The sequence below is a fragment of the Bradyrhizobium sp. dw_78 genome (assembly GCF_018449525.1).
Taxonomy (GTDB): Bacteria; Pseudomonadota; Alphaproteobacteria; order Rhizobiales; family Xanthobacteraceae; genus Bradyrhizobium.
In genome coordinates this window covers 372,462-396,210 of record NZ_JAAVUS010000006.1, presented here as the reverse complement: position 1 = coordinate 396,210, position 23,749 = coordinate 372,462, and the positions used below count along the sequence as shown (strand labels likewise).

Here is a 23,749-nt window from a genome sequence, read left to right as displayed (position 1 = left end):
ATCGCGGGCGCGCTGGGCCGCCTCGGATTCGACCTTGCGCACGGCCTCTTCCAGCGACAGTCGTTCGCGGGTGATCTCGGATTCGCTCAAGGGGGGCTCGACGCTGCGCAATTGCGCGATCAGCGCCGAGCGCGCCCGCTCATACAGCGCACGGCGAGCCTCGCCGGGAGCACTGGGGTCCAGTCCGGCAATGGCGCGGGCGATCAGCGGGTAGTAGTCAGCCATCTCTCATCAACACTGCGGGCTTTCCGGTAACATCTCGTTAAGCCTCGAACGGGTTCTGAACCAGGATAGTATCCTCGCGTTCCGGGCTGGTGGAAAGCAACGCGATCGGGCAGCCCACCAATTCCTCGACCCGGCGAACATATTTGATCGCCTGCGCCGGCAAATCCGCCCAGGAACGGGCATTGGCGGTCGGCTGCTTCCAGCCCTCGATGGTCTCGTAGATCGGCACCACCCGGGACTGGGCGCCCTCGCCGGCCGGCAGATGGTCGATCTCCTTGCCGTCCAGCATGTAGCCGACGCAGACCTCGATCGAATCGAAGCCGTCGAGAATATCGAGCTTGGTCAAGGCCAGGCCGTGAATGCCACAGGTCCGCACGGTCTGCCGCACCAGCACCGCGTCGAACCAGCCGCAGCGCCGCTTGCGCCCGGTATTGACGCCGAATTCCTTGCCGCGGCGGCCGATCTCCTCGCCGATCTCGTTGGTGAGTTCGGTCGGGAACGGACCCTGCCCGACCCGCGTCGTGTAGGCCTTGCAGATGCCGAGCACATAGCCGACCGAGCTTGGTCCCATGCCGGTGCCGGTCGCCGCCTGCGCCGCCACGGTATTGGACGAGGTGACATAAGGATAGGTGCCGTGGTCGACATCGAGCAGCGCGCCCTGCGCGCCCTCGAACAGAATTCGCTTGCCCTCGCGGCGCCGGAGGTCGAGCAGCCGCCACACCGTTTCGGCGTAAGGCAGAAGCTGTGGCGCCAGCGCGGTCAATTCCTTCAGGATCGATGCAGCGCTGATCTCTTCCAGGTTGAGACCGCGGCGCAGCGCGTTGTGATGCGCCAGCAGCCGCTCGATCTTGTGCGGCAGCGTGTTGAGATCGGCGAGGTCCATCAGCCGGATCGCACGACGGCCGACCTTGTCCTCATAGGCCGGGCCGATGCCGCGCTTGGTGGTGCCGATCGCGGTGATCGCGTTGGAGGACTCCCGGAGCGCATCAAGCTCGCGGTGCAGCGGCAGGATCAGCGTGACGTTTTCGGCGATCCGCAGATTCTCCGGGCTGACCGCGACGCCCTGCCCCTTCAGCTTGGCGACCTCATCGAGAAATGCCTGCGGATCGACCACCACGCCATTGCCGATCACCGACAATTTCGACGGCCTCAGCACACCGGACGGCAGCAGCGCCAGTTTGTAGGTTTGGCCGTTGATGACCAGGGTATGGCCCGCATTGTGACCGCCCTGGAAGCGCACGACAATATCGGCCTGCTCCGACAACCAGTCGACGATCTTGCCCTTCCCCTCGTCGCCCCATTGGGCGCCGACGACGACAACATTGGCCATTTCGCGGATATTCCCTCTGCAACATTCTCTGCACGAGCACGATCAACTCGGAAAACCAGTCCTGAGCCTCGGATCAAGCCCGAGAGCGTGCTTTTCCGGATCATGCGCCCAGCCTAAATCACGGCCGGGGCCGCTCGCATGCGAGGCACCTACCGGATAAAGGATGCGGGCTATTGACGCAAGCAAGAAGGGGGCTTTTCAGCCCTGTTACGGGGGTCCCAAGCCCTTGATATCCCCTTAAAAAATGACGGCTGCGACGCGGTGGCGCGGCGCTGCCTGAGCTATCGGGCGTTTTCGGGGCAAACGGTCGCCCGGCCGGCAAAACAAAAGTTGCGCCCGGCAACGCTAAGGCGGCGCGTTCACCTTCGGCTGCGGCACGGCAAGCCCCATCCCGATCCGGATTTGGGAGTTGCTGACGCGCCGGATACCGCCGCAATTCGGCGCGCGTCTTCCGCAACGATGATGTCACAACGCCACGCTATCCTTATATGGGTTGCGGACGGCCCGCATCGATACAGGGAGCAACCGGCGATGATCACCGTTCCCGAACTTGCCGCCGACGCCTTGGGCGAATTCCTGGCGAATTACATGCGGCGCCGGTTCGGCTCGTCGCAGGCGCATCTGGTGGAGATGGTGCCTTCGATCGCGCGAATTGCGCTGGAATGCATCGGCAATAGCGACGCGCTCTATCACAAATGTCGAACACACCATGCTGGTGACGCTGGCGGGGCACGACATTCTGCGCGGCCGCGCGCTTCATACCCACATGCCCGCGGAAGATTATGCGCATGTGATCATCGCCTGCCTGACCCACGACATCGGTTATGTGCGCGGGCTGTTCAAGTCCGACGACCAGGACGGCTATCTCGTCGATTCGATTCCAACGGCCGCAAGGTCACGTTGCCGCGCGGATCGTCGGATGCCGCGCTGCTGCCCTATCACGTCGATCGCTCCAAGATGTTCGTGACGGAGCGGATCGAAGGCATCGCGCAACTGGACAAGCGGCGGATCGCGCGCGCGGTCGAAGGCACCCGCTTTCCCTCGAGCTTTCCCAGTGAAGACGAGCAATGCGACGAGGAGGCCGCGCTGCTGCGGGCGGCCGACCTGATCGGACAGCTCGGCGATCCGCATTACATCCGCAAGGCCAATGCGCTTTATTACGAATTCGAGGAGGCCGGACTGAACCGGCAGCTCGGCTATTCCTCGCCGGCCGATCTCGTCAATCTCTATCCGCAATTTTACTGGAACAGCGTCGCGCCGCATGTGCAGACCGCGATCCGCTATCTCAACGTCACCTCGAGCGGGCGGCAGTGGATCGCCAATCTGTACAGCAACGTTTTCCGCGCCGAGCGCGACATCTCGCTGTCGGGCCCGCAGAAATAAGCGACCCGCCGCATGGCACCAATCCTCTCCGCCGTCTTGTCCCGGCGGCAATAACCGGCACAACGGGGCTTCCCTTTTTTGAGCACCGATCGTTTCCGCATTGCCTTCTAATCCCCCGCGCCCCTCGCCGCTGTACTGGCTCAGTAACCGGCCCTATCTGCTGCTCAGCCTGGCCTCGCTGTTCTGGGCGGGCAATATCGTGCTGGGGCATTACGCCGCGGGCCATGTGCCGCCAATGACCTTGTCCTGCATCCGCTGGGCCGGCGCGTTCCTGACCTTGCTTCCGTTCGCCTGGCCGCATCTCAAGCGCGACTGGCCGGCGTTGCGCGAACGGCTGCCGCTGCTGGTGGTGCTGTCCGCTACCGGCTTCGCGATCAACAATGCCCTGTCCTATTGGGGTCTGCAGTATACGCAGGCGCTGAACGCGCTGTTGATCCAGTCGTCGGGACCGTTGTTCGTGGCGCTGTGGTCGCTGGTGTTCGGGATGCGGCTGACCGGGGCGCAGTTCATCGGCATCGCCATCTCGCTGGCCGGGGTTTTCACCATCATCCTACGCGGCGATTTCGCGGCGATCGCCAGCATCCGGTTCAACAAGGGCGACGTCATGGTCGCGGGCGCGCTGCTGGCGTTCGGGCTCTATTCGGCGCTGATGCCGCGCCGCCCGGCGACGCATCAATTGTCCCTGATCGCCTTCACCACCGGCTGCGGCGCGCTGCTGCTGCTGCCGTTCTCGGTCTGGGAGTTTTCGGCGGGGCTGACGCTGAAGCCCGACCTGCTGACGATCGCCACGCTGATTTTCGTGGTGATCTTTCCGTCCGTGCTGGCCTATCTCTGCTTCAACCGCGGCATCGCGCTGATCGGACCGAACCGCGCCGCGCCGTTCTTCCATCTGATGCCGGTGTTCGGCTCGGTGATGGCGATCCTGCTGCTGGGCGAACAGCCGCGGCTGTTCCACCTCATAGGCTATGCGCTTGTGCTCGCCGGCGTGGTGATCGCGTCTCGGCCGACCTCGGCCGGATAGAAGCAGCGCTATCCCGCCCGCATCCGACCGGCTTACGCCGCGCGGACCTTGGCCAGGAACTCATCGACGGCGCTGCGCAACATGCCCGACTGGGTGTCCAGTTCGCGCGCATTCGAGAGGACGTCCGACGCGGCGGCGCCGGTGGCGGCGGCCGCCGTGGTAACGCCGCCGATATGGGCGCTGATTTCGTTGGAGCCGGCCGCGACCGACTGAATATTACGCGCGATCTCGCGGGTCGCGTCACCCTGTTGTCCGATCGCGGCGGAGATGTTGACGGTGATCTCGCTCATCTGCGCGATGGTTTCGGTGATACCGCCGATCGAGACCACCGCTTCGCTGGTCGAGCCCTGCATGGCCGCAACCTGCGCCGAGATTTCCTCGGTCGCCCTGGCGGTCTGATTGGCCAGCGCCTTGACCTCGGATGCCACCACGGCGAAGCCGCGGCCGGACTCGCCGGCGCGCGCCGCCTCGATCGTCGCGTTAAGCGCCAGCAAATTGGTCTGGGCGGCGATACTGTGGATCAGCTTGACCACTTCACCGATCTTTTCGGCGCCGGTGGACAGCGCCTTGACGGTCGCGTTGGTGCTCTCGGCGTCCGCCACCGCTTTGCTTGCGATCTCGCTCGATTGCGAGACCTGGCGTGAGATCTCGGCGACCGAGCTTGAGAGTTCTTCCGCAGCGGCAGCGACTGTGCCGACATTGTTCGACGCGCTTTCGGAAGCCGCCCCCACGGTTGCGGCGCGCGCACTGGCGTCGCTCGCGGTCGACGTCATCGATTCCGCCGTATTCTGCATTCCTGCCGCCGCCGTCGATACCGAGCGGACAATGCCGTTGACACTGCGTTCGAAATCATTGGCGAGGCTCTCCATCGCCGCGCGGCGTTCGGCCGCCGCACGCTCCTTTGCCTCTTCCTCGGCCTTTTCGAGCCCGCGGATGCGCAGCGCATTGTCCTTGAAGATCTGAACCGTTGCCGCCATCGCGCCGACCTCGTCGCCGCGATCGATGCCGGGAATATCGCCTTCCAGCGAACCATCGGCGAGCCCGCGCATACGGGCGCCAAGTTGGCCGAGCGGACGGCTGATGCTGCGGCTGATCAGCCAGGCGATGCCGCCGGCAATGATCGCAATGCCCAGGATCGACAGGCCCAGCAGCCAGGCCAGCGGTTTCAGCTTGGCGCCGAGATCATCGAGATAGGTGCCGGTGCCGATATACATGTTCCAGCCGGGGATCGCGACCGCGTAGGCGAGCTTGCGGCTCAATTCCGTTTCGCCCGGCCTTACATAGTCGTATGTCAGCGCGACATCCCCCTTCGCGGCGACGCCATCGGACAATTCGCGCAGGATCAGCCGGCCATTGATCTTCTCGTCCAGGCGGTTCTCGCCGATCTGCTTGGGATTGGGCGAAAGAACCGTGACGCCATCCAGCATATTGGCGAACAGATAGCCGGAGCCATTATCGAAACGGATCGCATTGCCGAGACGGCCGAACTCGGCCAGCGCGGCTTCCTTGGTGATCCTGCCTTCGTCGACTTCCTTCTGCAGACCGAGCGCCAGGCTGCGGCCGATTTCGGAAATCGCGCGGGCCTGGTCGGCGCGCGCGCTCAGCATTTCCTGCTGCATCAGATAGCAGGCAAGAATACCCGCTAGACACAACCCCACCAGGCTCACGCCCACTACAATGGCAAGTTTAGGGGCAATCGTCAGATTATTCAGCTTCACGAGCGGCTCCGGGAATATGCGGGGCGGGCAATTGGCGAAATAAACAACGACACAATATAGTTAAATACATTAGCACTTGGTTACCCATAGTCCTCCGTCGAACCACGAACATAAATAAATAAAAAGACATCGTTGTTGGCGATGGGTATCCGGCCGTGGACGAAGAGGCCCTGATCAAGACACTGCAGGAAGGCTGGATCTCACATGCCGCGCTCGACGTGCTGGAGAAAGAACCGCCGTCGCACAACAATCCGCTATTGAGCATAGAAAACGTCACGCTGACCGCCCATGTCGCGTCGGCGTCGGCGCGGTTCGACGAGGCGCGCAAGCGCCGCGTCGGCTATGAATTGTCGCTGGTTCTGTCCGGCCCGTGGCCGACGAGCTGCGTCAATCCGGCCGCGCTGCAAAACACTACGCTCCGCCGCTGGCAGCCGGTCGGCATGGACCGCGGTCCGAACAGCTAGGGCATTTTCAACTAAGAAACGCGCCGCCGGCGAATGAGAAAAGGCGATCCTTCGTGGACCGCCCCTCTCGTTTCATCATCCGTCGCCAGCTACCGACAGGAACGCCGCCGTCCGTCGCGTCCCAGGAACGTTCCGGACTGCGGATCGTAAGACCGGTATCGTTGCGCGCAATAGCTGGAGCCTTCCGGCATCATGGCATAGGAGTCGCTGCCGCTCGCGCCGCGAAACGGCGCCGTCGCCACCGCTCCGGCAGCGCCTATTGCGCCACGATAGGGTGCAGAGCCGCTCCTGCGGTAGCCGTACATGTAAGCACCATTGCCGTAATAGGGCGGTCCCTCATAATAGGGATCACTGGCACTCGGCTGCAAACCATACGGCCCTCCCGGCCCGATGACGCCCTGTGCGTGGAGCGGACCGATCATGGCGAGCGAAAAAACGGCGACACTCAGTAGCGGTAGTTTGTTCATGGCTTCCTCCTACTTCAAGGGGAACACCAACAGCGCCTTACAAGAGATGTTCCTGCGCTGTTTCGTCGCTCGATCACACATTCCTGTGGTTCGCACGTGCAGCACGCCGCGAATACGCGGGACCTGTTCTATAGCGTTTTCGAGCGAAGTGGATTCCGGTTCGCGTGAAGAAAACGCGTTCAAACAAAAACATAGAGCCTCGGTTCTGATTCCATCAGAACTGAAAAGGCTCTCGTCTTCATCGAAACCAATTTAAATAAGATCTATCCCGTTCAGAACGCCAGCGCCTTGGCCTGCTTCACCTCCGGCAATGCCTGCACCTTGGCCAGCACTTCCGCCGGCACCACGCCATCAACCTCGACCAGCGCGATGGCATCACCGCCCTGCGCGACGCGGCCGAGATGGAAAGTGGCGATGTTGATCTTGGCGTCGCCGAGCAGGCCAGCGAACTTGCCGATGAAGCCGGGCTTGTCCTCGTTGGTGACATAGATCATCGACTTGCCGAACTCGGCATCGACGCGGATGCCCTTGATGTCGACGAGGCGCGGCTTGCCGTCGGCATAGACCGTGCCGGACACCGAGCGCTCCTGCCGTTCGGTGGTGACGGCGACCGTGATCAGGCTTTCATAGTCGCTCTCCGCCGCGCGCACCACTTCATCAACCACCATGCCGCGCTCCCTGGCGACGACCGGCGCCGAGACCACGTTGACGTCACTCAGCATCGGCCGCAGCAGGCCCGACAGCACCGCCGAGGTCAGCGCCTTGATCTTCATTTCGGCGACCTGCCCCTCATAGGTGATCTGCACCTTCGTGATGCCGCTCTCGGTGAGCTGGCCCGCGAACGAGCCGAGCTTGTCGGCCAGTTCGATGAACGGCCGCAGCTTCGGCGCTTCTTCGGCGGTGATCGAGGGAAAATTGATCGCGTTGGAAATCGCGCCGCTTAACAGATAATCCGACATCTGCTCGGCGACCTGCAGCGCGACGTTCTCCTGCGCCTCCGTGGTCGACGCGCCGAGATGCGGCGTGCAGATCACGTTGGGATGGCCGAACAGGACGTTCCTGGTGGCGGGCTCCTCGACGAACACGTCAAAGGCCGCGCCCGCGACCTGCCCGGAATTCAGGGCATCGGCCATGGCCTGCTCGTCGACCAGGCCGCCGCGCGCGCAGTTGATGATGCGAATGCCCTTTTTCATCTTCGCCAGCGCCGCCGCGTCGATGATGTTCCGGGTCTTCTCGGTCAGCGGCGTATGCAGGGTGATGAAGTCGGCACGCTTGAACAATTCATCGAGCTCGACCTTCTCGACGCCGATGTCCTTGGCGCGCTCCGGCGACAGGAACGGATCATACGCGATCACCTTCATGCGCAGCCCGAGCGCGCGGTCGGCGACGATCGTGCCGATATTGCCGCAGCCGACCACGCCCAGCGTCTTGCCGGTGATCTCGACGCCCATGAAGCGGTTCTTCTCCCACTTGCCGGCCTGGGTCGACGCATCGGCCTGCGGAATTTCGCGCGCCAGCGCCAGCATCAAAGTGATGGCGTGTTCGGCGGTGGTGATCGAATTGCCGAACGGCGTGTTCATCACGATGATGCCCTTGGCCGTCGCGGCGGGAATCTCGACATTGTCGACGCCGATGCCGGCGCGGCCGATCACCTTCAGCCGCTTCGCCCGGCCAATGATCTTTGCGGTCGCCTTGGTGGCGGAGCGGATCGCAAGCCCGTCGTAATCGCCGATGATTTCGGCGAGCTTGTCCTTGTCCTTGCCGAGATTGGGCTGGAAATCGACATCGATGCCGCGGTCTCGGAAGATCTGCACGGCGGCGGGCGACAGCGCGTCGGAAATAAGAACCTTGGGTTTGGGCATGTGTGTATCCGTTGATGCGAGATGCACTTGCAAAACGTCGCCCGCGGGCTTGACCCGCGGATCCATCTTTTTCGATGGATGGCCGGGTCACGCCCGGCCATGACGACAATCAGATGACGCTGGTTACGCAGCCTTCGGAAGCGAGGCTTTGGCTTCCGCAAACGCCCAGTCGATCCACTGCGTCAGCAGCGCAACGTCGCTGGCCTCTACCGTGGCGCCGCACCAGATACGCAGGCCCGCCGGCGCATCGCGGTAATGCGCGAAGTCGTAACCGGCGCCTTCCTTCTCCACCAGCGCGACCAGCTTCTTGGCGAACTCCGCCTGCGCGTCCGCTGTCAGCGAGACGATCGCGGGATCGACCACCTTCAGGCACACCGAGGTGTTGGAGCGGATCGCCGGATCCCTGGCGAGGAAATCGATCCACGGCGTTTTCGCCTTCCAGTCCGCCAGCACCTTGGTGTTGGCGTCGGCGCGCGCCATCAGCGCCTTGAGGCCGCCGATCGACTTGCCCCAGTTCAGCGCATCGAGATAGTCCTCGACACACAGCATCGACGGCGTGTTGATGGTCTCGCCCAGGAAGATGCCTTCGTTGAGCTTGCCGCCCTTGGTCATGCGGAAGATCTTGGGCAGCGGCCAGGCCGGCTTGTAGGTCTCGAGCCGCTCCACGGCGCGCGGGCTCAGCACCAGCATGCCATGCGCGGCTTCGCCGCCGAGCGCCTTCTGCCAGGAGAACGTCACCACATCGAGCTTCGGCCAATCGAGCGGTTGCGCGAACGCCGCCGACGTCGCGTCGCAGATGGCGAGACCTTCACGCCTGGCGCTGATCCAATCGGCATTGGGAACGCGCACGCCCGAGGTGGTGCCATTCCAGGTGAAGACGATGTCGGAAGCCGGATCGGCCTTGGAAAGATCGGGAATTTCACCATAGCCGGCGTGCAGCTTGGTGACATCCTTCAGCTTCAATTCCTTGACGATGTCGCTGACCCAGCCCTCGCCGAAGGATTCCCAGGCGATGGTGGTGACGGGACGCGCCCCGAGCAGCGACCACAGCGCCATTTCGACCGCGCCGGTGTCCGATGCCGGCACGATGCCTATGCGGTAGTCCGCGGGGACTTCAAGCACCTCGCGCGTCAGATCGATCGCGAGCTTGAGCTTGGCCTTGCCGACCTTCGCGCGATGCGAGCGGCCAAGGGCGGCGTCCTGGAGATTTTGGGGAGTCCAACCGGGGCGCTTGGCACACGGGCCGGAGGAGAAATGCGGCACTACAGGCCGCGAAGCGGGCTTCGCTGCGGTCATCAATCTATCCTTCCAGATAGCAAGCCTCCCGTTGGGGGGAGGTGTCCCGCCGCGTTAGATATGGAAATCGGCCGCGACCGTCAAGACGCTTCGGAAGAATCGAACGCGACGTCGGGATCACACTCGATTGATGGTATGCGGTTCGGCTGCAATGGCGTCTGCGCCACCGCTTGCGAATCCAGCAATTCCGCAGCTTCGGCGACAAGCTGAGCTGCCTTTCGCCTGCTTGCAACTTTCAGGATGCTTTGGTCATCGGCCCGCACGACATATTCGTCACCGACCCTGACAATCGAATAATTTTTCATGAGCGATCCGCAAGCTGCGCCGGCCCGACGGGACGCATCATGATGTCACGGATCGTTGCGCGAAAAAAATGACGAAGGGCCGGTTAGTTTATCGCGCGTTAACCGGATCGAATGGCAAAACAAGTTTCGCAATGGCGGCAAGGATCGCGCGCGATCGCCGACACGGCCGTATCAAAATCGCAAGACCATGCCGGCATGGCTCGCCTGGAATCCGAGCCTCGCATAGAAGCGCTGCGCGTCGACGCGGGTATGGTGCGTCAACAGTTCGACCAGCCTGCAATCCCTGGCGCGCGCTTCCGTGACGGCCCATCGCACCATCTGTTCACCGATGCCGCGGCTGCGGCAATGCGAGGCGACGCGAACGTCCTCGATCAGGGCACGCGAGGCGCCTTGCGAACTCAATCCGGGCAGGATGCAAAGCTGCAGGCAGCCGACCACCGCGCCATCGCTGCTCTCGGCGACCACGAGCTGGATATTCGGATCGCGATCGACCGCCTCGAACGCCCGGAAGTAGGACGGCGGCAGCGGCTCCTCCAGCCGCTCGCGCGCGGCGCCGAGATGATCGTCGGCCAGCATCGCGACGATCGTGCCGACATCGTCGCGGCGAGCGCGCCGGATGGTGATGGAGGAACTGTCGGCCATCGATCGGCTCCGTAAATATCCACGCTTCGGTCGCGGCGCGGTGGCCGCTCGCTGGAGCTCAATCAGAATTTGTAGCCGAGGCCAACCCGAACGGTGTTGATGCTAGTGTCGATTGACGAAGTAAAGCGAACGTATTCCCATTCCGCCCGCAGAAACAGTCCTGCCGTCAGCATCATGTCGACGCCCAGGCCACCGGAATAGCCGTAGACCAAGTGACTATATTGTCCTTCCGTCGCACTGAGATCGAACGGTATGTTCTGGAAACCCGGAGCCGCGCCCGCATTGACCTGGGTCCCGAAGATATGGGCGGTCCTGACGATGTCTGCCTGTCCCAGCGCCACGCCACCGAACACATAGGGAAGGAACGAACCGACCGCATAGCCGGCGCGCGCGCGCAGCGTTCCCATGTCGGAAACCGACATCGTTGCAGTGTTCTGATACGTCACGCTGTCAGTGTAGCCCAGGCCGTCGGTAAAAATGCGCCCCATGCTGTCGGTCTGGGTGCCGCCGAACTTGCCGTGCATATAGCTGAGTTCGACGCCGATAACGACATCGTCCCACTGGCTGTTGTAACCGGCGAAGCCGCCCCAGCCGCTGCCACGAACCGAAACTTTACTTCCCACCGGCCATGACGAGACCTGACCTGAACCCTCGATGGCTGTGTTGGCGAGAAGCTTGGCCGCGACGCTTTGCGTCGCGCCCGTGAAATTCATGTCGGACTCGCCGAGGCCGCCTTGTCCGCCAATATAGAAGCCCTGCCAATTGACTGTCGGCGCGGGCCCTCCGGGAAGCGAGCCGCGAAGAAAATCCGGCATGTCGGCGGCTCGTGCGCTGGCTGCCATTCCAGCCATCATCACAGCCAGCAAAAACCTACGCATCGCAACAACCCCCAAGAACCGCCACCGAAGCGAACACAACTTTCCTCAAAGCGATCATCGCCCGTTAACCTTAACCAATGGTTGTCGCGAGGTTGGATCGACCATGATCTTCTCAACTAAACTTTGTCCGGGACGATCTCTTCTCGATCGAGACAAAGCAAAACGGCGCGGGAAAATCCCGCGCCGTCGGCAGAGAAAAGATCAGGAAACGAGAGGCTCGATCAGCCCTTGGTGACCAGCGGCGGCGGCGCGTAGACCGGCTCGGACTCGAGATTCCAGCGGATGCCGAGCTTCACGTCGTTGGAGGTGATGTTATTGAACTTGAACACGTGCCCCCCGGACGAACCGTCAAAGGTGGACGCGGTTCCGGTGACGCCATCACCAAGATTGACATAGCTATAGGCCAGTTCGAGCGTCACGTTCGGCGAGATCTTGTAGCCAAGACCCGCGTGAAGAGCCCACGCGAAATTCCATTGCGAGCCTGACGCGGCGGTCGCGAAGCTCGCAACCGGGGGACCACTTACAACCGGGACGCCACCGGGAGTGAAATTCGCATTGTTGGCGCCGGTATCGGTAAAGCCCGAAATCGAAACCCGCGCAGCACCTACACCGGCACCGACGAACGGGGTCACGCACCACCAGGTACCCAGATCGGCATAGACATTGGCCAGGAACAGCAATTCGGATTTGCTGGCGCTATAATTGTCGATGCCGTTCGCAGTGCCGCCTCCCCAGGGGAAACTCAGGAGGTCGGTGCCCTTGAAGTTGGCGTTGCCGCGGTATTGGCCGGTGACATCCGCACGAAACCAGTTGTTGAATTGATAGCCGACGCCGACCTGGTAGGTGCCTGCGGTATCGAAATCCTTTGTCTGACTGAAGCTGCTAAGCCCCGCGTAGCTCGCAGGATCGGTCAGCTTGACGCTCTTCACATTCTGATTGCTGAAACCGATGTCGCCGCGCAAATACCAGCCGCCGAAATCTTCGGCCGGAGGCGGCGCATAGGCTGGCGGCATGATGGCGGGCATATCGGCGGCAAACGCCGCGGATGACAACAACGACGCCGCTCCTGCGGCAATAAGCAACTTAACGCAACGCATTGGCTTCCGTCCCTTTGTCCGGCGGGGCGAACAAAACGCGCCCCACACCCAGAAACTCACGGACGGACGGTGACATTAAATGTTTAAGCGCCACTTAACCCTAATTCTTAAGGTTGATATTTCCTGACTATCTTCGCAAGCCATGCGAACGGCCCCGCGCAAAATGTCAGGCGAGCCATCATCGATAACAATGCGTTAATGAAATCCGGCCGCTCTCATGCCCGGCCCCAGTTCTGATTCAATCAGAACCGATCATGCTTCAGGCGTGTATCGTCTTCGGCATTTTCGGCAGGAACACCGCGAGCAACCCGATCGCCGGCAGGAACGCGCAGACCTGATAGACGAAGGCGATGCCGGTATGGTCGGCGACCTTGCCGAGCACCGCGGCGCCAAGCCCGCCGATACCGAAGGCGACGCCGAAGAACACGCCGGAGATCATCCCGAAACGGTGCGGCATCAATTCCTGCGCGAACACGATGATCGCCGACGTCGCCGACGAGATGATCAAGCCGACGCATGCCGTCAGCACCGCGCTGGCGAACAGGCCGACATAGGGCAGCGCCAGTGAAAACGGCAGCGCACCCAGGATCGAAAACCAGATCACGTATTTGCGGCCGAAGCGATCACCCAGCGGTCCGCCGAAGAACGCGCCTACCGCGTTGGCGGTGAGGAAGATGAAGAGATAGAGCTGGGCTGCCTGGGTCGATACGCCGAACTTGTCGATCAGATAGAAGATGTAATAGCTCGACAGGCTCGCCACATAGAGCTGCTTCGAGAACAGAAGCGCGACCAGCACGATGAGCGCCATGATCACGCGCCGCGGATTCGGCGCATCCGGATGCGGCGTGGCCGCCGTAAATTTCCTGCCTGCGATCTGCGGTCTGTACCATCGTCCGATCCGCCACAGGATGACGATCGCCAGAAACGCGATCGAAGAGAACCATGCGATGCTCGGCTGGCCGAACGGCACCACGATCAGCGCCGCCAGCACCGGCCCCATCGACGTTCCGAAATTGCCGCCGAGTTGAAACACCGATTGCGCGAAGCCGTAGCGGCCGCCGGAAGCAAGCCTGGCGATCCGCGCCGACTCCGGATGGAACACGGCCGAGCCCAATCCGACCAGCGCCGCCGCGATCAGGATGACGAGGTAGCTATGCGCGGCGCTGAGCAGCAGCAGGCCGAAGAAGGTAAATCCCATGCCGATGGCGAGCGAGAACGGCTGCGCCTTCTTGTCGGTGAAATGACCGACCAGCGGCTGCAGCAGCGATGCGGTGAACTGGAACGCCAGCGTGATCATGCCGATCTGCGCGAAGTCCAGCGCGTAGGCATCCTTCAGGATCGGATAGATCGAGGCGATCAGCGACTGCATGGTGTCGTTGAGGAAATGCGAGAAGCTGATTCCGGCGAGCACGATATAGGCCGGCCCCGCGGCGGCGGCCCGTGCGATGGCATCACGCGGCAGATCCCGCACCACCACCGGTTCGGTCAGCGCTTCTTCGGAGACGACGACGGACATGTTCAGGATCGCTTCTTATTCAAGACCATTTGGGATTGCTGGCGACGCAGACGACCTACGCCGCCGGCGCCGCGCCGACCAGCCTCATCGGATAATGGCTGCGATGCGATTGGGCAGATGACCGCCTGAGAAGGATGAGATTGGCTCGAAGCAAACGGCATCGGAAGCTCACCTCTCCCATGGGGAGAGGTGATGGGACCGTCTGGCGCGCGAAAACTCAGGGTCAGGCTGCCACGGCCTCGCCGAGCGCCGAGACGATGTGGTCGACCACTTCCTCGACCAGGATGCGGTCGTCGCCCTCGCCCATCACGCGGATCACCGGCTCGGTCCCGGAGGAGCGGACCAGGAGACGGCCGTGGCCGTTGAGCCGCTTCTCGCCGGCGACGATCGCCGATTTGACGTCGGCGTCGTCGAGCGGCTTACCGCTGCGATAGCGCACGTTCTTCAGGATCTGCGGCAGCGGATCGAAGCGGTGGCAGACTTCCGACACCGGACGGCGCAGCCTCTGCACCACCGCCAGCACCTGCAGCGCCGCGACAAAACCGTCGCCGGTGGTGGCGTAGTCGGACAGGATGATATGGCCGGAGGGCTCGCCGCCGAGATTGTAGCCGCGGCTCAGCATCTGCTCGAGCACATAGCGGTCGCCGACCGGGGTGCGGATGAGTTCGATACCAAGACCTTCGAGGAAACGCTCGAGCCCGAGATTCGACATCACGGTGGCGACGATGCCGGGCTTGGCGAGCCGGCCGTCTTCCTTCCAGCTCTGCGCGATCACCGCGAGCAACTGATCGCCATCGACCAGATGGCCGCGCTCGTCGACCAGGATCACCCGGTCGGCGTCGCCATCGAGCGCGATGCCGATATCGGCGCGCATCTCGCGCACCTTGCGGCTCAGCGCTTCCGGCGAGGTCGATCCGCATTCCTTGTTGATGTTGAAGCCGTCCGGCTCGACGCCGATCGAAACGACGTCGGCGCCAAGCTCCCACAGCGCTTCCGGCACCACCTTGTAGGCCGCGCCGTTGGCGCAATCGACCACCACGCGCAGGCCGTCGAGGCTGAGATCGCGCGGCAGCGTGCGCTTGGCGAACTCGATGTAGCGGTCATGCACGCCGTCGATGCGGCGGGCGCGGCCGAGGCTCGCGCTTTGCGCCAGCCGCTTGTCGAGCGATTCGTCGAGTAATTGCTCGATCTGCTTTTCGACATCGTCGGACAGTTTGAAGCCCTGCGGCCCGAACAGCTTGATGCCGTTGTCCTCGAACAGATTATGCGAGGCGGAGATCATCACCCCGAGATCGGCGCGCATCGACTTGGTCAGCATCGCCACCGCCGGCGTCGGCATCGGGCCGACCAGCAGCACATCCATGCCGACCGACGTGAAGCCGGCCACCATCGCGTATTCGATCATATAGCCGGAAAGCCTGGTGTCCTTGCCGATGACAACGCGATGGCGGTGCTCGCCGCGCTGAAACGCCAGTCCGGCCGCCTGGCCAACCTTGAGCGCGAGCTCCGGCGTGATCAGGCCATTGGCACGGCCCCGAATCCCGTCGGTACCGAAATATTTGCGCTTCATATATCCCCCAACAGCTTTCGAGGCTTCCAAAAGGCCGACCGGCCGGAAGCCTCGAACGCTCGCCATCATGGCGTGAAGCGCCTTATAATGCCTTTGTCCCTAATATGGCTTCAAAAAATATGATAAATCATTACCACCGCCGGCGCGATCTCAGACAGATAACCCATTGATAATTCAGGAATTATGCCAAAGGCCGGGGCCGGACCGCAACCGGCGTCAATCCTTGCGCTTGAGATAATGATCCGCCTTCGAGGGCGCCGGCTGGGTGACATTGACCGGGTCCGAGCCTGGGAAGGTCTCTTCCAACCCCTCCTCCAGCGCATCGTCCAACCGGCGCTTTTCAGTGATCTTGCCGCCTTTTTCGTCGGAGCGTGGTCCCGTCATGGATGCCTCTCGATTGGCGCGTGCCTGATCCGCACAGCGATGTTGCCATTGGCCCAACCATGCTAGATGAAACCTCAACGCCGCAAATACAAGAAGGGTCGGAAACTTCCATGAAACACATCACCTGCATCGAGGATCTGCGCCGGCTTCACCAGCGCCGCGTGCCGAAGGCGTTTTTCGACTACACGGATCGCGGCTCCTATTCGGAACAAACGCTGCGCGCCAATCATGACGATCTCCAGGAGATCAAGCTGCGCCAGCGCATCCTGGTCGACGTCTCCAGGCGCGATCTCTCGACCACGATCCTGGGCGAGCCTTCCACGATGCCGTTGATCCTGGCCCCGGTCGGACTGCTGGGCATGCAGCATGGCGACGGCGAGATTCATGCCTGCCGCGCCGCGCAGGCCGCCGGCATCCCGTTCACGCAAAGCACAATGTCGATCTGCTCGATCGAGGATATCGCCACCAGCGTCGACAAGCCGTTCTGGTTCCAGCTTTACGTGATGAAGGACCGCGGCTTCATCAAATCGCTGATCGAGCGCGCGATTGCCGCCAAATGCAGCGCGCTGGTGCTGACCGTCGATCTCCAGGTGATCGGCCAGCGCCACCAGGACGTCAAGAACGGCATGACGGTGCCGCCGGAATGGTCGTTGTCCAAATTGTTCGATTTCGCCAGCAAGCCGGCCTGGGTCGCCGGCGTGCTGCGCGGCAAGCGCCGCACCTTCGGCAATCTCGTCGGCCATCTGAAAGGCACCGAAGACATCACCGCGCTTTCCACCTGGATCAATTCGCAGTTCGACACCTCGCTGAACTGGAAGGATGTCGAATGGATCCGCAGCATCTGGCCGGGCAAGCTCATCCTCAAGGGCATTCTCGACGTCGAGGACGCCGAGGAAGCCATCAAGACCGGCGCGCAGGCGCTGGTGGTCTCCAACCACGGCGGCCGGCAACTCGACGGTGCGCCGTCCTCGATCGAGGTTCTGCCGGAGATCGTCGATGCGGTCGGCTCGAAGATCGAGGTCCTGTTCGACGGCGGGATCCGCTCGGGCCAGGACGTGATGCGGGCGCTCGCGCTCGGCGCCAAGTCCTGCATGATCGGCCGCGCCTATGCCTACGGCCTCGGCGCCGGCGGCCAGGCCGGCGTCGCCAAGGCGATCGAGACCATCGCGAAAGAACTCACCACGACGATGGGATTATGCGGCGTCAACACCATCGCCGAGATCGACGACCACGTGCTCGCGGCGTGATGTCCGCGGCGTCATTCCGGGACGCCCGAAGGGCGAGCCCGGAATCTGGAGATTGAGATTCGAGATTCCGGGTTCGATGCTAACGCATCGCCCCGGAATGACGCTTCACTTCACATCGGCGGCGTGATGCCGTCGAGGCCGACGCCGATGCGGTTGGTTTCCAGCGTGCCGTCGTCCTTCTTGGTCGCGCCGAAGATGATGATCTTGGCGCCCGGCTTCAGTTCGGATTTGTTGCCGGTGACAAAGGCGACGATCGGCGTTTCCGGCGGCACCACCACGTTCTTCTCGCCGTCCTTGTACTTGACCTGAATGTTCTGACCGTCGGTGCCGGTGACCGTCTGCGCAACGGTGGCGTTGGTCATGGTGCTGTTGGGACGGAGATCCCAGGCCCGGAAGCCTTCGCCGGTGCCGCGCTGGGCTTCGGCAAAAATATGAACGGCGAGCGCCTTCTGCGTACCGTCAGGCTGCGGCATCGCGGACACGCCGATATAGGAGCCCGGCTTGATGTCGGCGAGCGAGGATTTGGCGATTCCGATCACGGCCGCGTCGTCGGTGACACGGACCTTCACGTCGGTCCCCTCGCGCGACTTGACCGTCAGGATCGGGCCGTCCACGCCTTCGATGGCGCCGCGGATGCGGATCATCGGCGGCTGCTGCGCCGACGCCATCGGCCCAGGCAACGCCCCAAGCAGCACAAAGCCGGTCAGTGCGGTTGCAAGACCGCGCGGTATCAATGAATGAATTTTCGACACGCCGTTTCCCTTCCGAGAATGTTTCAGAGGATAAACCGGGAACCCCGCAAGCATGCGGCTATTTCCGGCCTCGTATCGCTATACGTCCGGCGCCCGCCCGCTGTTACATCGGCAAGCGTTACATCGGCGGGGTCAGCCCGTCGCGGCCGACATTGACGCGGTCGGTCTCGAACGATCCATCCGGCAGCTTCCTGATGAAGGCGATCACCTTGGCGCCGGCCTTCAATTCAGACCTCTCGCCGGGAACGAAGGTCACGACCGGCGTATCCGGCGAGATCTCAACCTGCTTCTCGCCGTCCTTGTACTTGACGGTCAGGGTACGGCCGTCATTGGCGGCCACGGATTCGGCCACGGTCGCATTGGTCATGCTGCTGTTGGGACGCAGATCCCACGGCCGCGAACCCTCGCCGGTACCGCGCATATCCTCTGGAAACACATGCACTTCGACCGCCTTCGGCTTGCCGTCCGGCCCCGGTATTGTGGTGGCGCCGATGAAGGATCCGACCTTGACGTCGGCGAGCGAGATCCTGGTGACGCCAAGCACCTTCGCATCGCCGCTCATATGCAATGTCACGTCCTCGCCGCTGCGCGACTTGACGGTCAATTGATCGCCGTTGACGGCCTCGATGGTGCCGCGGACCCGCGACGGCACCGGCGGCTGCTGGGCGAGGGCATAAAGCGAGGAAGCTGCAACCATCGCGACGGCGACAAGCGGGCGCGTGAACGTAGAGCGATGAAGGGGCATGAATTCGATCTCCGGAGGGCCATCACTTAACGGCAGACCCCGCCGCTTGCCGTCTATTCCTGCTTCAAACCTTTGTGAGATCGGCCTCGACCAGGGCGCGAAGCTCCGGCGTCACTTGCGGGCGCTGTCCGAACCACAATTCGAACCCGCGCACCGCCTGGTGCAGCAACATGCCGAGCCCGTCGGCCGTCTTCAGCCCGCGCGCCCGCGCCGCCGACAGCAGTGGCGTTTGCAGCGGTACGTAAACGAGGTCGGCGACCACGGCATGCGAAGGCAGCAGGCCGGGATCGACTTCGAGCGCGGGCTGGCCGTGCATGCCGAGCGAGGTCGTATTCACCAACAGTCCCGCGCGCGGCAGCAGGTCGACGATGCCGTCCCATGCCACGGGATGCACATGGGAGCCGAATTGATCGGCCAGCGCGCGCGCCCGATCGATGGTCCTGTTGACGACATGAACACGCCTGAAGCCGCGTTCGATCAACCCGAACACGACCGCCCGCGACGAGCCGCCGGCGCCCAGCACCAGCGCGTCCGTGGCGGTATCCCATCCAGGCGCGCAGGCATCGAGATTATGGATAAAACCCTCGGCGTCGGTATTGGTCGAGCGCAGCTCGCCCTTGTCGTACCACAGCGTATTGGCGGCGCCGATCGCGCGGGCCCGCGCATCGGGCGTCGACAATGCCAGCGCGTGCTCCTTGTGCGGAATGGTGACGTTGGCGCCGGCGAAGCCGCGGGCCGACAGATGTTGCACGAATTCGGCAAAACCTTCCGGCGGAATGGCCTCGATGCTATAGCTGCCTTCGATTCCAAGCATCCGCAACCAGAACTGATGGATCAGCGGCGAACGCGAATGCGCCGCCGGCCATCCGATCAAACAGGCGGCGCGAAATGTGGTCCCTGGTGTCATCGTGCTCAAATCGGGCAAGCCGCCTTCGCTGTCAATCCTGCCGCTTCGCCGCTGCGAGAAAGATGCTGATCATGGCCAGCGCCGTGACCGCAGCGAACCTGACCGCGGACAGATCGAGCAAGCCCTACGCATTCCATTCATAGACTTCTTTTTCATACGCCTCCGCAAAGCCGGCGCGCTGCAAATTGCGGTAGGAATGTTCGAGCATGTACAGCGTCTCGGACACCAGCATCGAACAGCCCGCCTGTTCGGCGCGCTCGATCCGTTTCGCGATCAGCGCCTGCTGGGCGCCGCGCTTGCGATGGCTCTCCGCGGTCGCAGCGGCCATGAGATAGCCGACGTCTTCGAAGATGCAGAGCGTCGCGACGGCGACCGGAAGATTGCCGTCAAACGCCATGTAGTGAAAGAAGCCTTCTCCGCCCGTGGACCTCTCATATTCCGGCCATGCCGTCTCGCCGAGATTGCTTCCGGCGCCGGCGATCTCGTCTCCGCTCACCTCGCGTATGTCGAGATCGGTTCTGAAGAAAACCGGAGAATGGGCGGTGCGGCACAGCGTCGGATAGCCGGTACACTGGACGCGGGACAGCCCGTGCTGATCGAGCCAGCCGCGCGCCACCTCCATGTCGGGACCGGGGCTGAGCCAGACGAAGAAGCGCTTGACGCGCTCGGTCAGGAACAGATCGATCATGCGCGGGACGCTGGCCGACGACATGCCGGGCTCGGCGCCGCACATATAGACGCGATTGAGGTTGGAGGATGCGAAGGAAGTCTGGTGGCCGGGATCGATGGTAACGTAACAATGGCCCATCGACCCGCCGCGGAATTGCCTGCGGATCAGGCTCGCGGGCTGGCGTTGACTGTCCACCCATTGGGTCAGCCGCCGCATTTTCACGGCCAGATCGATCGCGCCGGGGATCATGATCCCTGCCTTGAGGACATGATCCCCCGCGCCCCCTTACGCCGCGACCCGATGGGCGGCGATGATCTGATCGGCGGCGCGGCCGCTGACCTCCGCCATGCGATCGAACTGCCGGGTGAAACTGCCGGCGCCGGCGGTCGCCGATCGCAGTTCGACGATCAGATCGCCGATCTCCGCCTCCGGCATCGTGGCGCGGACGCAATCCCATCCCGGCCAGCCCTCGCGGGTGTCGAAGCCGAGAATCTGGCCGCGCCGCGCCGACAGGATGGCGTTGATCCTGGCGGTGGCGTCGGCCGGACACACGATCTCCACCAGATGGATCGGCTCCAGCAACACCGGCTGGCATTGCGGCAAGGCTTCGCTGACCCCGATCCGGGCCGCGGTGCGGAACGCGAGGTCGGACGAATCGACGCTGTGATAGGAGCCGTCGGTCAGCGTCACATCGACGTCGATGACGGGAAAGCCGAGCGGGCCGCGCTGCAATCCATCGACCACGCCCTCCTCGACCGCGCCGATATAATTGCGCGGCACCGCGCCGCCGACCACGGTTTCGTGGAATTCAAAGCCCGAGCCGCGCGCCGTCGGCCTGATTTCCAGCACCACGTCGCCGAACTGGCCATGCCCGCCGGACTGCTTCTTGTGCCGCCCGCGCTGGCTGATCGATTTGCGGATCGTCTCCTGATAGCCGATCACCGGCGGATGCGATTTGACATGGATGCCGAAGCGATCGCGCAAGCGTTCCAGCGCGACCCGCAGATGCATCTCGCCCTGGCCCCACAGCACGATGTCGTGGGTGCGCTGATTCTGGATCATGGTCAGCGAGGGGTCTTCCTCGTTCAGCCGCAACAGGGCCTGACCAAGCTTGACGTCGTCCTTGCGGTCGCTCGCGGCCAGCGACATCGCCAGCACCGGCGGCGCCGGCTCGACATGCACCAGCGCCGGCGGCGCGGTCTTGCCGCCGGACAGCGTGTCGCCGGTCTTGATGGCGTCGAGCTTGCCCAGCGCCACGGTATCGCCGGCCTCGGCCGAATTGCGCTTGCTCTCATAGGCGCCGTTGACGGCGAGGATTCCGGATACCCGCCCGGTCTCGCCGGACGAGGATTGCAGCGTCGCGCCGTCGTCGAGATGTCCGGCCAGCACGCGCGTCAGCGACAGCTTGCCGCCGTGCTGCAAATGCAGGGTCTTGAACACATAGGCCAGCATATCCCTGGCCGAAGCCACGCCAAGACGCTTCACCGTCTCGGCCACGCCCGGCGATTCATGCCGCAGCGCCTTCATCAGGCGAAACACGCCGTTCTCGCGCGCGGCCGAGCCGAGCAGCACCGGACAGATCTGTCCCTCGCGCAGTTCGCGCGCGAGATCATCGAACACGGCGTCGCGCGGCGGCTGGATATCCTCGAGCAATTGCTCCATCAGCGCGTCGTCGTGATCGGCGAGCTTTTCCAGCATCGAAAAGCGCGCTTCCTTTTCCCGGTCGAGATCGCCGCCCTCGAGCGCGATGATTTCGGAAGCCTTGTGTTCGCGGTAGACGAAGGCGCGTTCCAGCGCCAGATCGACGAAACCTTCGATCAGATCGCCGTTCCAGATCGGAATTTGCCGCAGCACCAGCGGGACCCGCGACGCCGGCTGCAAGGTCGCGAGCGTCTCGCGGACCCGCTTGTTGGCGCGGTCGATCTTGTTGAGAAACAGAAAGCGCGGAATGCCGAGATCTTCGAGTTCGCGCAGGATGATCTGCAATTGCGGCAGCTTTTTCTCGTCGGCTTCGCAAACCACCACGGCGGCATCGACCGCCGGGATCACGGCGCGCATGTCGTGCGCGAATTCGATCGAGCCGGGACAATCGATAAAGGTGTAGCTGTCGCCCATGAAGCTGGTCGTGGCGGCGCTGAGGCCGACGCCCATCCGGTGGCGCCGCGCTTCGGCGCTGGCGTCGCCGACCGAGGTTCCGGCCTCGACACTGCCGGCGCGCGGGATCGCGCCGGTGCGGGCCAGAATGGCTTCAAGAAGGGTGGTTTTACCGCTTTGGAAAGGGCCCACCAGCGCAACACACCGTGGACCGCGGGGACTTCTGACGTCTTGTCCCATCGCCGCCTCCTCATCTGGAGCTCGGCCCTTGATTGGGTCGGCATGACGATGCTCCGCCCCACCCAAGGATTTGGCAAGCCGGAAAAACGTCGCTGCAATGCAGCCGAGGATAGCGCGTATTTTAACGTGACCGCAAGCTGTGCCGATCGCACCTCATCGGGCCGGCGCCAGGCGCGGCCCGATGACGGCAAAGTGCGGCCTTACATGCCCGGCCGAAGTTCCAGGCTTTCCAGTCCGGCGGCAAGATTGACGCCAACCTGTCCTTGCACGGACAAGGGCTGCAGCGCGATCGAATTGTCCGAGCCGCCGACCAGCACATTGCCGCCGGCGCCGACACCGACCGACGCGCTGCCCTGCGCGCCGGCATAGTTGCCGGAGATATCGCCGCGGCCGAGCCGGTCGACCGGCGCGTAGACGCCCCAGGCGAGCGCCGATTCCTGGGTGATGCCGAGGTCGACGCCGACCTTGCGGATGGTCGCGATATAACGGTCGTCGGGCCTGCCATCGACATGCAATAGGCAACCGAGATTGGTCACCGAACCGACGATGAAGCCGACGCTCGCGCCGCCGCGGCATTCGAGGATGCCGACCTGGACACGCTGGATCGGCTGCTGCGCGCTGGCGCCGGCGAAGGAACCAAGCAGCATGCCGGCGGCAATACCGGCAAGGATAAAGGAGCGGCGCATGAAAAATCTCCGGCTGATGAATGTGATGCGAGCAGAGAACAAGAAAACTACCATACCCCACGGCGCTTTCTTCTCTATGACACAAGATCGGCGGCGGTGCCACATTGGAGCGTTTTCAAGCGGACTGGATACCGGCTCGCGCGAAGAAAACGCTATAGGGCCGCCGCTGCCAAAAAAGAAAAAGCGCCCCGTCCAGGACGGGGCGCTTTCGACGTGCAACGTCAGGGCCGAAGCCCTGACGGCGATGTGA

Annotated in this window: 21 protein-coding genes and 3 pseudogenes; 5 read left to right on the top strand and 19 right to left on the bottom strand. The window is 63.1% G+C overall.

Features of this window, described 5'->3' with window-relative positions:
- Together HB630_RS18190 and HB630_RS18185 are read right to left on the bottom strand one after the other, a co-directional pair.
- Positions 1 to 225, bottom strand: a pseudogene (locus HB630_RS18190) (hypothetical protein); the annotation flags it as partial.
- Between the two features lie 37 nt (positions 226 to 262).
- Complete coding sequence (locus HB630_RS18185) at positions 263 to 1,555, bottom strand: adenylosuccinate synthase (protein ID WP_213773632.1); 1,293 nt, start codon at positions 1,553 to 1,555, stop codon at positions 263 to 265.
- A gap of 531 nt (positions 1,556 to 2,086) precedes the next feature.
- Here HB630_RS18185 and HB630_RS18180 point away from each other — a divergent pair.
- Both HB630_RS18180 and HB630_RS18175 read left to right on the top strand, forming a co-directional pair.
- A pseudogene (locus HB630_RS18180) lies at positions 2,087 to 2,938 on the top strand (HD domain-containing protein).
- Between the two features lie 88 nt (positions 2,939 to 3,026).
- On the top strand, positions 3,027 to 3,959 hold the full coding sequence (locus HB630_RS18175; protein ID WP_213773658.1) for an EamA family transporter: 933 nt from the start codon (positions 3,027 to 3,029) through the stop codon (positions 3,957 to 3,959).
- Positions 3,960 to 3,991: 32 nt separating this feature from the next.
- Here the strand turns inward: HB630_RS18175 and HB630_RS18170 are convergent, their stop codons facing one another.
- Positions 3,992 to 5,677 (bottom strand): methyl-accepting chemotaxis protein, encoded by a 1,686-nt coding sequence (locus HB630_RS18170; RefSeq protein WP_213773631.1) that lies wholly within the window; start codon positions 5,675 to 5,677, stop codon positions 3,992 to 3,994.
- 155 nt (positions 5,678 to 5,832) lie between these two features.
- Here HB630_RS18170 and HB630_RS18165 point away from each other — a divergent pair.
- Positions 5,833 to 6,141: pseudogene (locus HB630_RS18165) on the top strand (NAD(P)-dependent oxidoreductase); the annotation flags it as partial.
- A gap of 89 nt (positions 6,142 to 6,230) precedes the next feature.
- On the opposite strand, the gene HB630_RS28435 reads toward HB630_RS18165, so the two are convergent.
- From HB630_RS28435 to HB630_RS18115, 10 genes are all read right to left on the bottom strand, one after another.
- Positions 6,231 to 6,608 carry a BA14K family protein gene (locus HB630_RS28435; RefSeq protein ID WP_249780900.1) on the bottom strand — a complete coding sequence of 126 codons (378 nt, stop codon included), beginning with the start codon at positions 6,606 to 6,608 and terminating at the stop codon, positions 6,231 to 6,233.
- Positions 6,609 to 6,880: 272 nt separating this feature from the next.
- Positions 6,881 to 8,470 carry a phosphoglycerate dehydrogenase gene (serA, locus tag HB630_RS18155; RefSeq protein WP_213773630.1) on the bottom strand — a complete coding sequence of 530 codons (1,590 nt, stop codon included), beginning with the start codon at positions 8,468 to 8,470 and terminating at the stop codon, positions 6,881 to 6,883.
- A 123-nt stretch (positions 8,471 to 8,593) separates the two neighbouring features.
- Positions 8,594 to 9,766, bottom strand: a complete 1,173-nt coding sequence (locus tag HB630_RS18150) for a phosphoserine transaminase (protein WP_213773629.1) — start codon at positions 9,764 to 9,766, stop codon at positions 8,594 to 8,596.
- An 80-nt stretch (positions 9,767 to 9,846) separates the two neighbouring features.
- Positions 9,847 to 10,071 carry a hypothetical protein gene (locus HB630_RS18145; RefSeq protein WP_213773628.1) on the bottom strand — a complete coding sequence of 75 codons (225 nt, stop codon included), beginning with the start codon at positions 10,069 to 10,071 and terminating at the stop codon, positions 9,847 to 9,849.
- Positions 10,072 to 10,242: 171 nt separating this feature from the next.
- Complete coding sequence (locus tag HB630_RS18140) at positions 10,243 to 10,713, bottom strand: GNAT family N-acetyltransferase (protein ID WP_213773627.1); 471 nt, start codon at positions 10,711 to 10,713, stop codon at positions 10,243 to 10,245.
- Between the two features lie 62 nt (positions 10,714 to 10,775).
- Entirely contained in the window at positions 10,776 to 11,591 is an 816-nt protein-coding gene (locus HB630_RS18135) for an outer membrane beta-barrel protein (protein WP_213773626.1), read from the bottom strand.
- Between the two features lie 221 nt (positions 11,592 to 11,812).
- The gene (locus HB630_RS18130; protein WP_213773625.1) at positions 11,813 to 12,688 is read right to left on the bottom strand and encodes an outer membrane beta-barrel protein; all 876 of its coding nucleotides are present in this window, start codon (positions 12,686 to 12,688) and stop codon (positions 11,813 to 11,815) included.
- A gap of 259 nt (positions 12,689 to 12,947) precedes the next feature.
- A complete protein-coding gene (locus tag HB630_RS18125; RefSeq protein WP_213773657.1) occupies positions 12,948 to 14,210 on the bottom strand; it encodes an MFS transporter in 1,263 nt (420 codons plus the stop codon).
- 217 nt (positions 14,211 to 14,427) lie between these two features.
- On the bottom strand, positions 14,428 to 15,774 hold the full coding sequence (gene glmM / locus HB630_RS18120) for a phosphoglucosamine mutase (protein WP_213773624.1): 1,347 nt from the start codon (positions 15,772 to 15,774) through the stop codon (positions 14,428 to 14,430).
- 216 nt (positions 15,775 to 15,990) lie between these two features.
- Entirely contained in the window at positions 15,991 to 16,158 is a 168-nt protein-coding gene (locus HB630_RS18115; RefSeq protein WP_213773623.1) for a hypothetical protein, read from the bottom strand.
- A gap of 110 nt (positions 16,159 to 16,268) precedes the next feature.
- Between HB630_RS18115 and HB630_RS18110 the strand changes: the two genes are divergently transcribed.
- The gene (locus HB630_RS18110; RefSeq protein ID WP_213773622.1) at positions 16,269 to 17,405 is read left to right on the top strand and encodes an alpha-hydroxy acid oxidase; all 1,137 of its coding nucleotides are present in this window, start codon (positions 16,269 to 16,271) and stop codon (positions 17,403 to 17,405) included.
- Positions 17,406 to 17,515: 110 nt separating this feature from the next.
- On the opposite strand, the gene HB630_RS18105 is transcribed toward HB630_RS18110, so the two are convergent.
- The 6 genes from HB630_RS18105 to HB630_RS18080 all read right to left on the bottom strand — a co-directional run bounded on the left by HB630_RS18105 (position 17,516) and on the right by HB630_RS18080 (position 23,499).
- Positions 17,516 to 18,073, bottom strand: a complete 558-nt coding sequence (locus HB630_RS18105; RefSeq protein ID WP_213773656.1) for a hypothetical protein — start codon at positions 18,071 to 18,073, stop codon at positions 17,516 to 17,518.
- A gap of 202 nt (positions 18,074 to 18,275) precedes the next feature.
- Positions 18,276 to 18,902, bottom strand: a complete 627-nt coding sequence (locus HB630_RS18100; RefSeq protein ID WP_213773621.1) for a hypothetical protein — start codon at positions 18,900 to 18,902, stop codon at positions 18,276 to 18,278.
- Between the two features lie 64 nt (positions 18,903 to 18,966).
- Positions 18,967 to 19,809: a shikimate dehydrogenase gene (locus HB630_RS18095; RefSeq protein ID WP_213773620.1), complete on the bottom strand. Its 843-nt coding sequence runs from the start codon at positions 19,807 to 19,809 to the stop codon at positions 18,967 to 18,969.
- Positions 19,810 to 19,933: 124 nt separating this feature from the next.
- Complete coding sequence (locus tag HB630_RS18090) at positions 19,934 to 20,728, bottom strand: GNAT family N-acetyltransferase (protein ID WP_213773619.1); 795 nt, start codon at positions 20,726 to 20,728, stop codon at positions 19,934 to 19,936.
- Positions 20,729 to 20,764: 36 nt separating this feature from the next.
- Entirely contained in the window at positions 20,765 to 22,813 is a 2,049-nt protein-coding gene (locus tag HB630_RS18085; RefSeq protein WP_213773618.1) for an elongation factor G, read from the bottom strand.
- Between the two features lie 200 nt (positions 22,814 to 23,013).
- On the bottom strand, positions 23,014 to 23,499 hold the full coding sequence (locus HB630_RS18080) for a DUF992 domain-containing protein (RefSeq protein WP_213773617.1): 486 nt from the start codon (positions 23,497 to 23,499) through the stop codon (positions 23,014 to 23,016).
- Between HB630_RS18080 and HB630_RS18075 the strand changes: the two genes are divergently transcribed.
- The gene (locus HB630_RS18075) at positions 23,498 to 23,749 is read left to right on the top strand and encodes a hypothetical protein (protein WP_213773616.1); all 252 of its coding nucleotides are present in this window, start codon (positions 23,498 to 23,500) and stop codon (positions 23,747 to 23,749) included. The genes HB630_RS18080 and HB630_RS18075 overlap by 2 nt on opposite strands.

Coding starts and splice junctions, on each gene's coding strand:
- HB630_RS18185 (WP_213773632.1), bottom strand. CDS start 1,555: ATGGCCAATGTTGTCGTCGTCGGCGCCCAATGGGGCGACGAGGGGAAG.
- HB630_RS28435 (WP_249780900.1), bottom strand. CDS start 6,608: ATGAACAAACTACCGCTACTGAGTGTCGCCGTTTTTTCGCTCGCCATG.
- serA (WP_213773630.1), bottom strand. CDS start 8,470: ATGCCCAAACCCAAGGTTCTTATTTCCGACGCGCTGTCGCCCGCCGCC.
- HB630_RS18150 (WP_213773629.1), bottom strand. CDS start 9,766: ATGACCGCAGCGAAGCCCGCTTCGCGGCCTGTAGTGCCGCATTTCTCC.
- HB630_RS18145 (WP_213773628.1), bottom strand. CDS start 10,071: ATGAAAAATTATTCGATTGTCAGGGTCGGTGACGAATATGTCGTGCGG.
- HB630_RS18140 (WP_213773627.1), bottom strand. CDS start 10,713: ATGGCCGACAGTTCCTCCATCACCATCCGGCGCGCTCGCCGCGACGAT.
- HB630_RS18135 (WP_213773626.1), bottom strand. CDS start 11,591: ATGCGTAGGTTTTTGCTGGCTGTGATGATGGCTGGAATGGCAGCCAGC.
- HB630_RS18130 (WP_213773625.1), bottom strand. CDS start 12,688: ATGCGTTGCGTTAAGTTGCTTATTGCCGCAGGAGCGGCGTCGTTGTTG.
- glmM (WP_213773624.1), bottom strand. CDS start 15,774: ATGAAGCGCAAATATTTCGGTACCGACGGGATTCGGGGCCGTGCCAAT.
- HB630_RS18115 (WP_213773623.1), bottom strand. CDS start 16,158: ATGACGGGACCACGCTCCGACGAAAAAGGCGGCAAGATCACTGAAAAG.
- HB630_RS18110 (WP_213773622.1), top strand. CDS start 16,269: ATGAAACACATCACCTGCATCGAGGATCTGCGCCGGCTTCACCAGCGC.
- HB630_RS18105 (WP_213773656.1), bottom strand. CDS start 18,073: ATGGCGTCGGCGCAGCAGCCGCCGATGATCCGCATCCGCGGCGCCATC.
- HB630_RS18100 (WP_213773621.1), bottom strand. CDS start 18,902: ATGCCCCTTCATCGCTCTACGTTCACGCGCCCGCTTGTCGCCGTCGCG.
- HB630_RS18095 (WP_213773620.1), bottom strand. CDS start 19,809: ATGACACCAGGGACCACATTTCGCGCCGCCTGTTTGATCGGATGGCCG.
- HB630_RS18090 (WP_213773619.1), bottom strand. CDS start 20,728: ATGATCCCCGGCGCGATCGATCTGGCCGTGAAAATGCGGCGGCTGACC.
- HB630_RS18085 (WP_213773618.1), bottom strand. CDS start 22,813: ATGGGACAAGACGTCAGAAGTCCCCGCGGTCCACGGTGTGTTGCGCTG.
- HB630_RS18075 (WP_213773616.1), top strand. CDS start 23,498: ATGAAAAATCTCCGGCTGATGAATGTGATGCGAGCAGAGAACAAGAAA.
- HB630_RS18080 (WP_213773617.1), bottom strand. CDS start 23,499: ATGCGCCGCTCCTTTATCCTTGCCGGTATTGCCGCCGGCATGCTGCTT.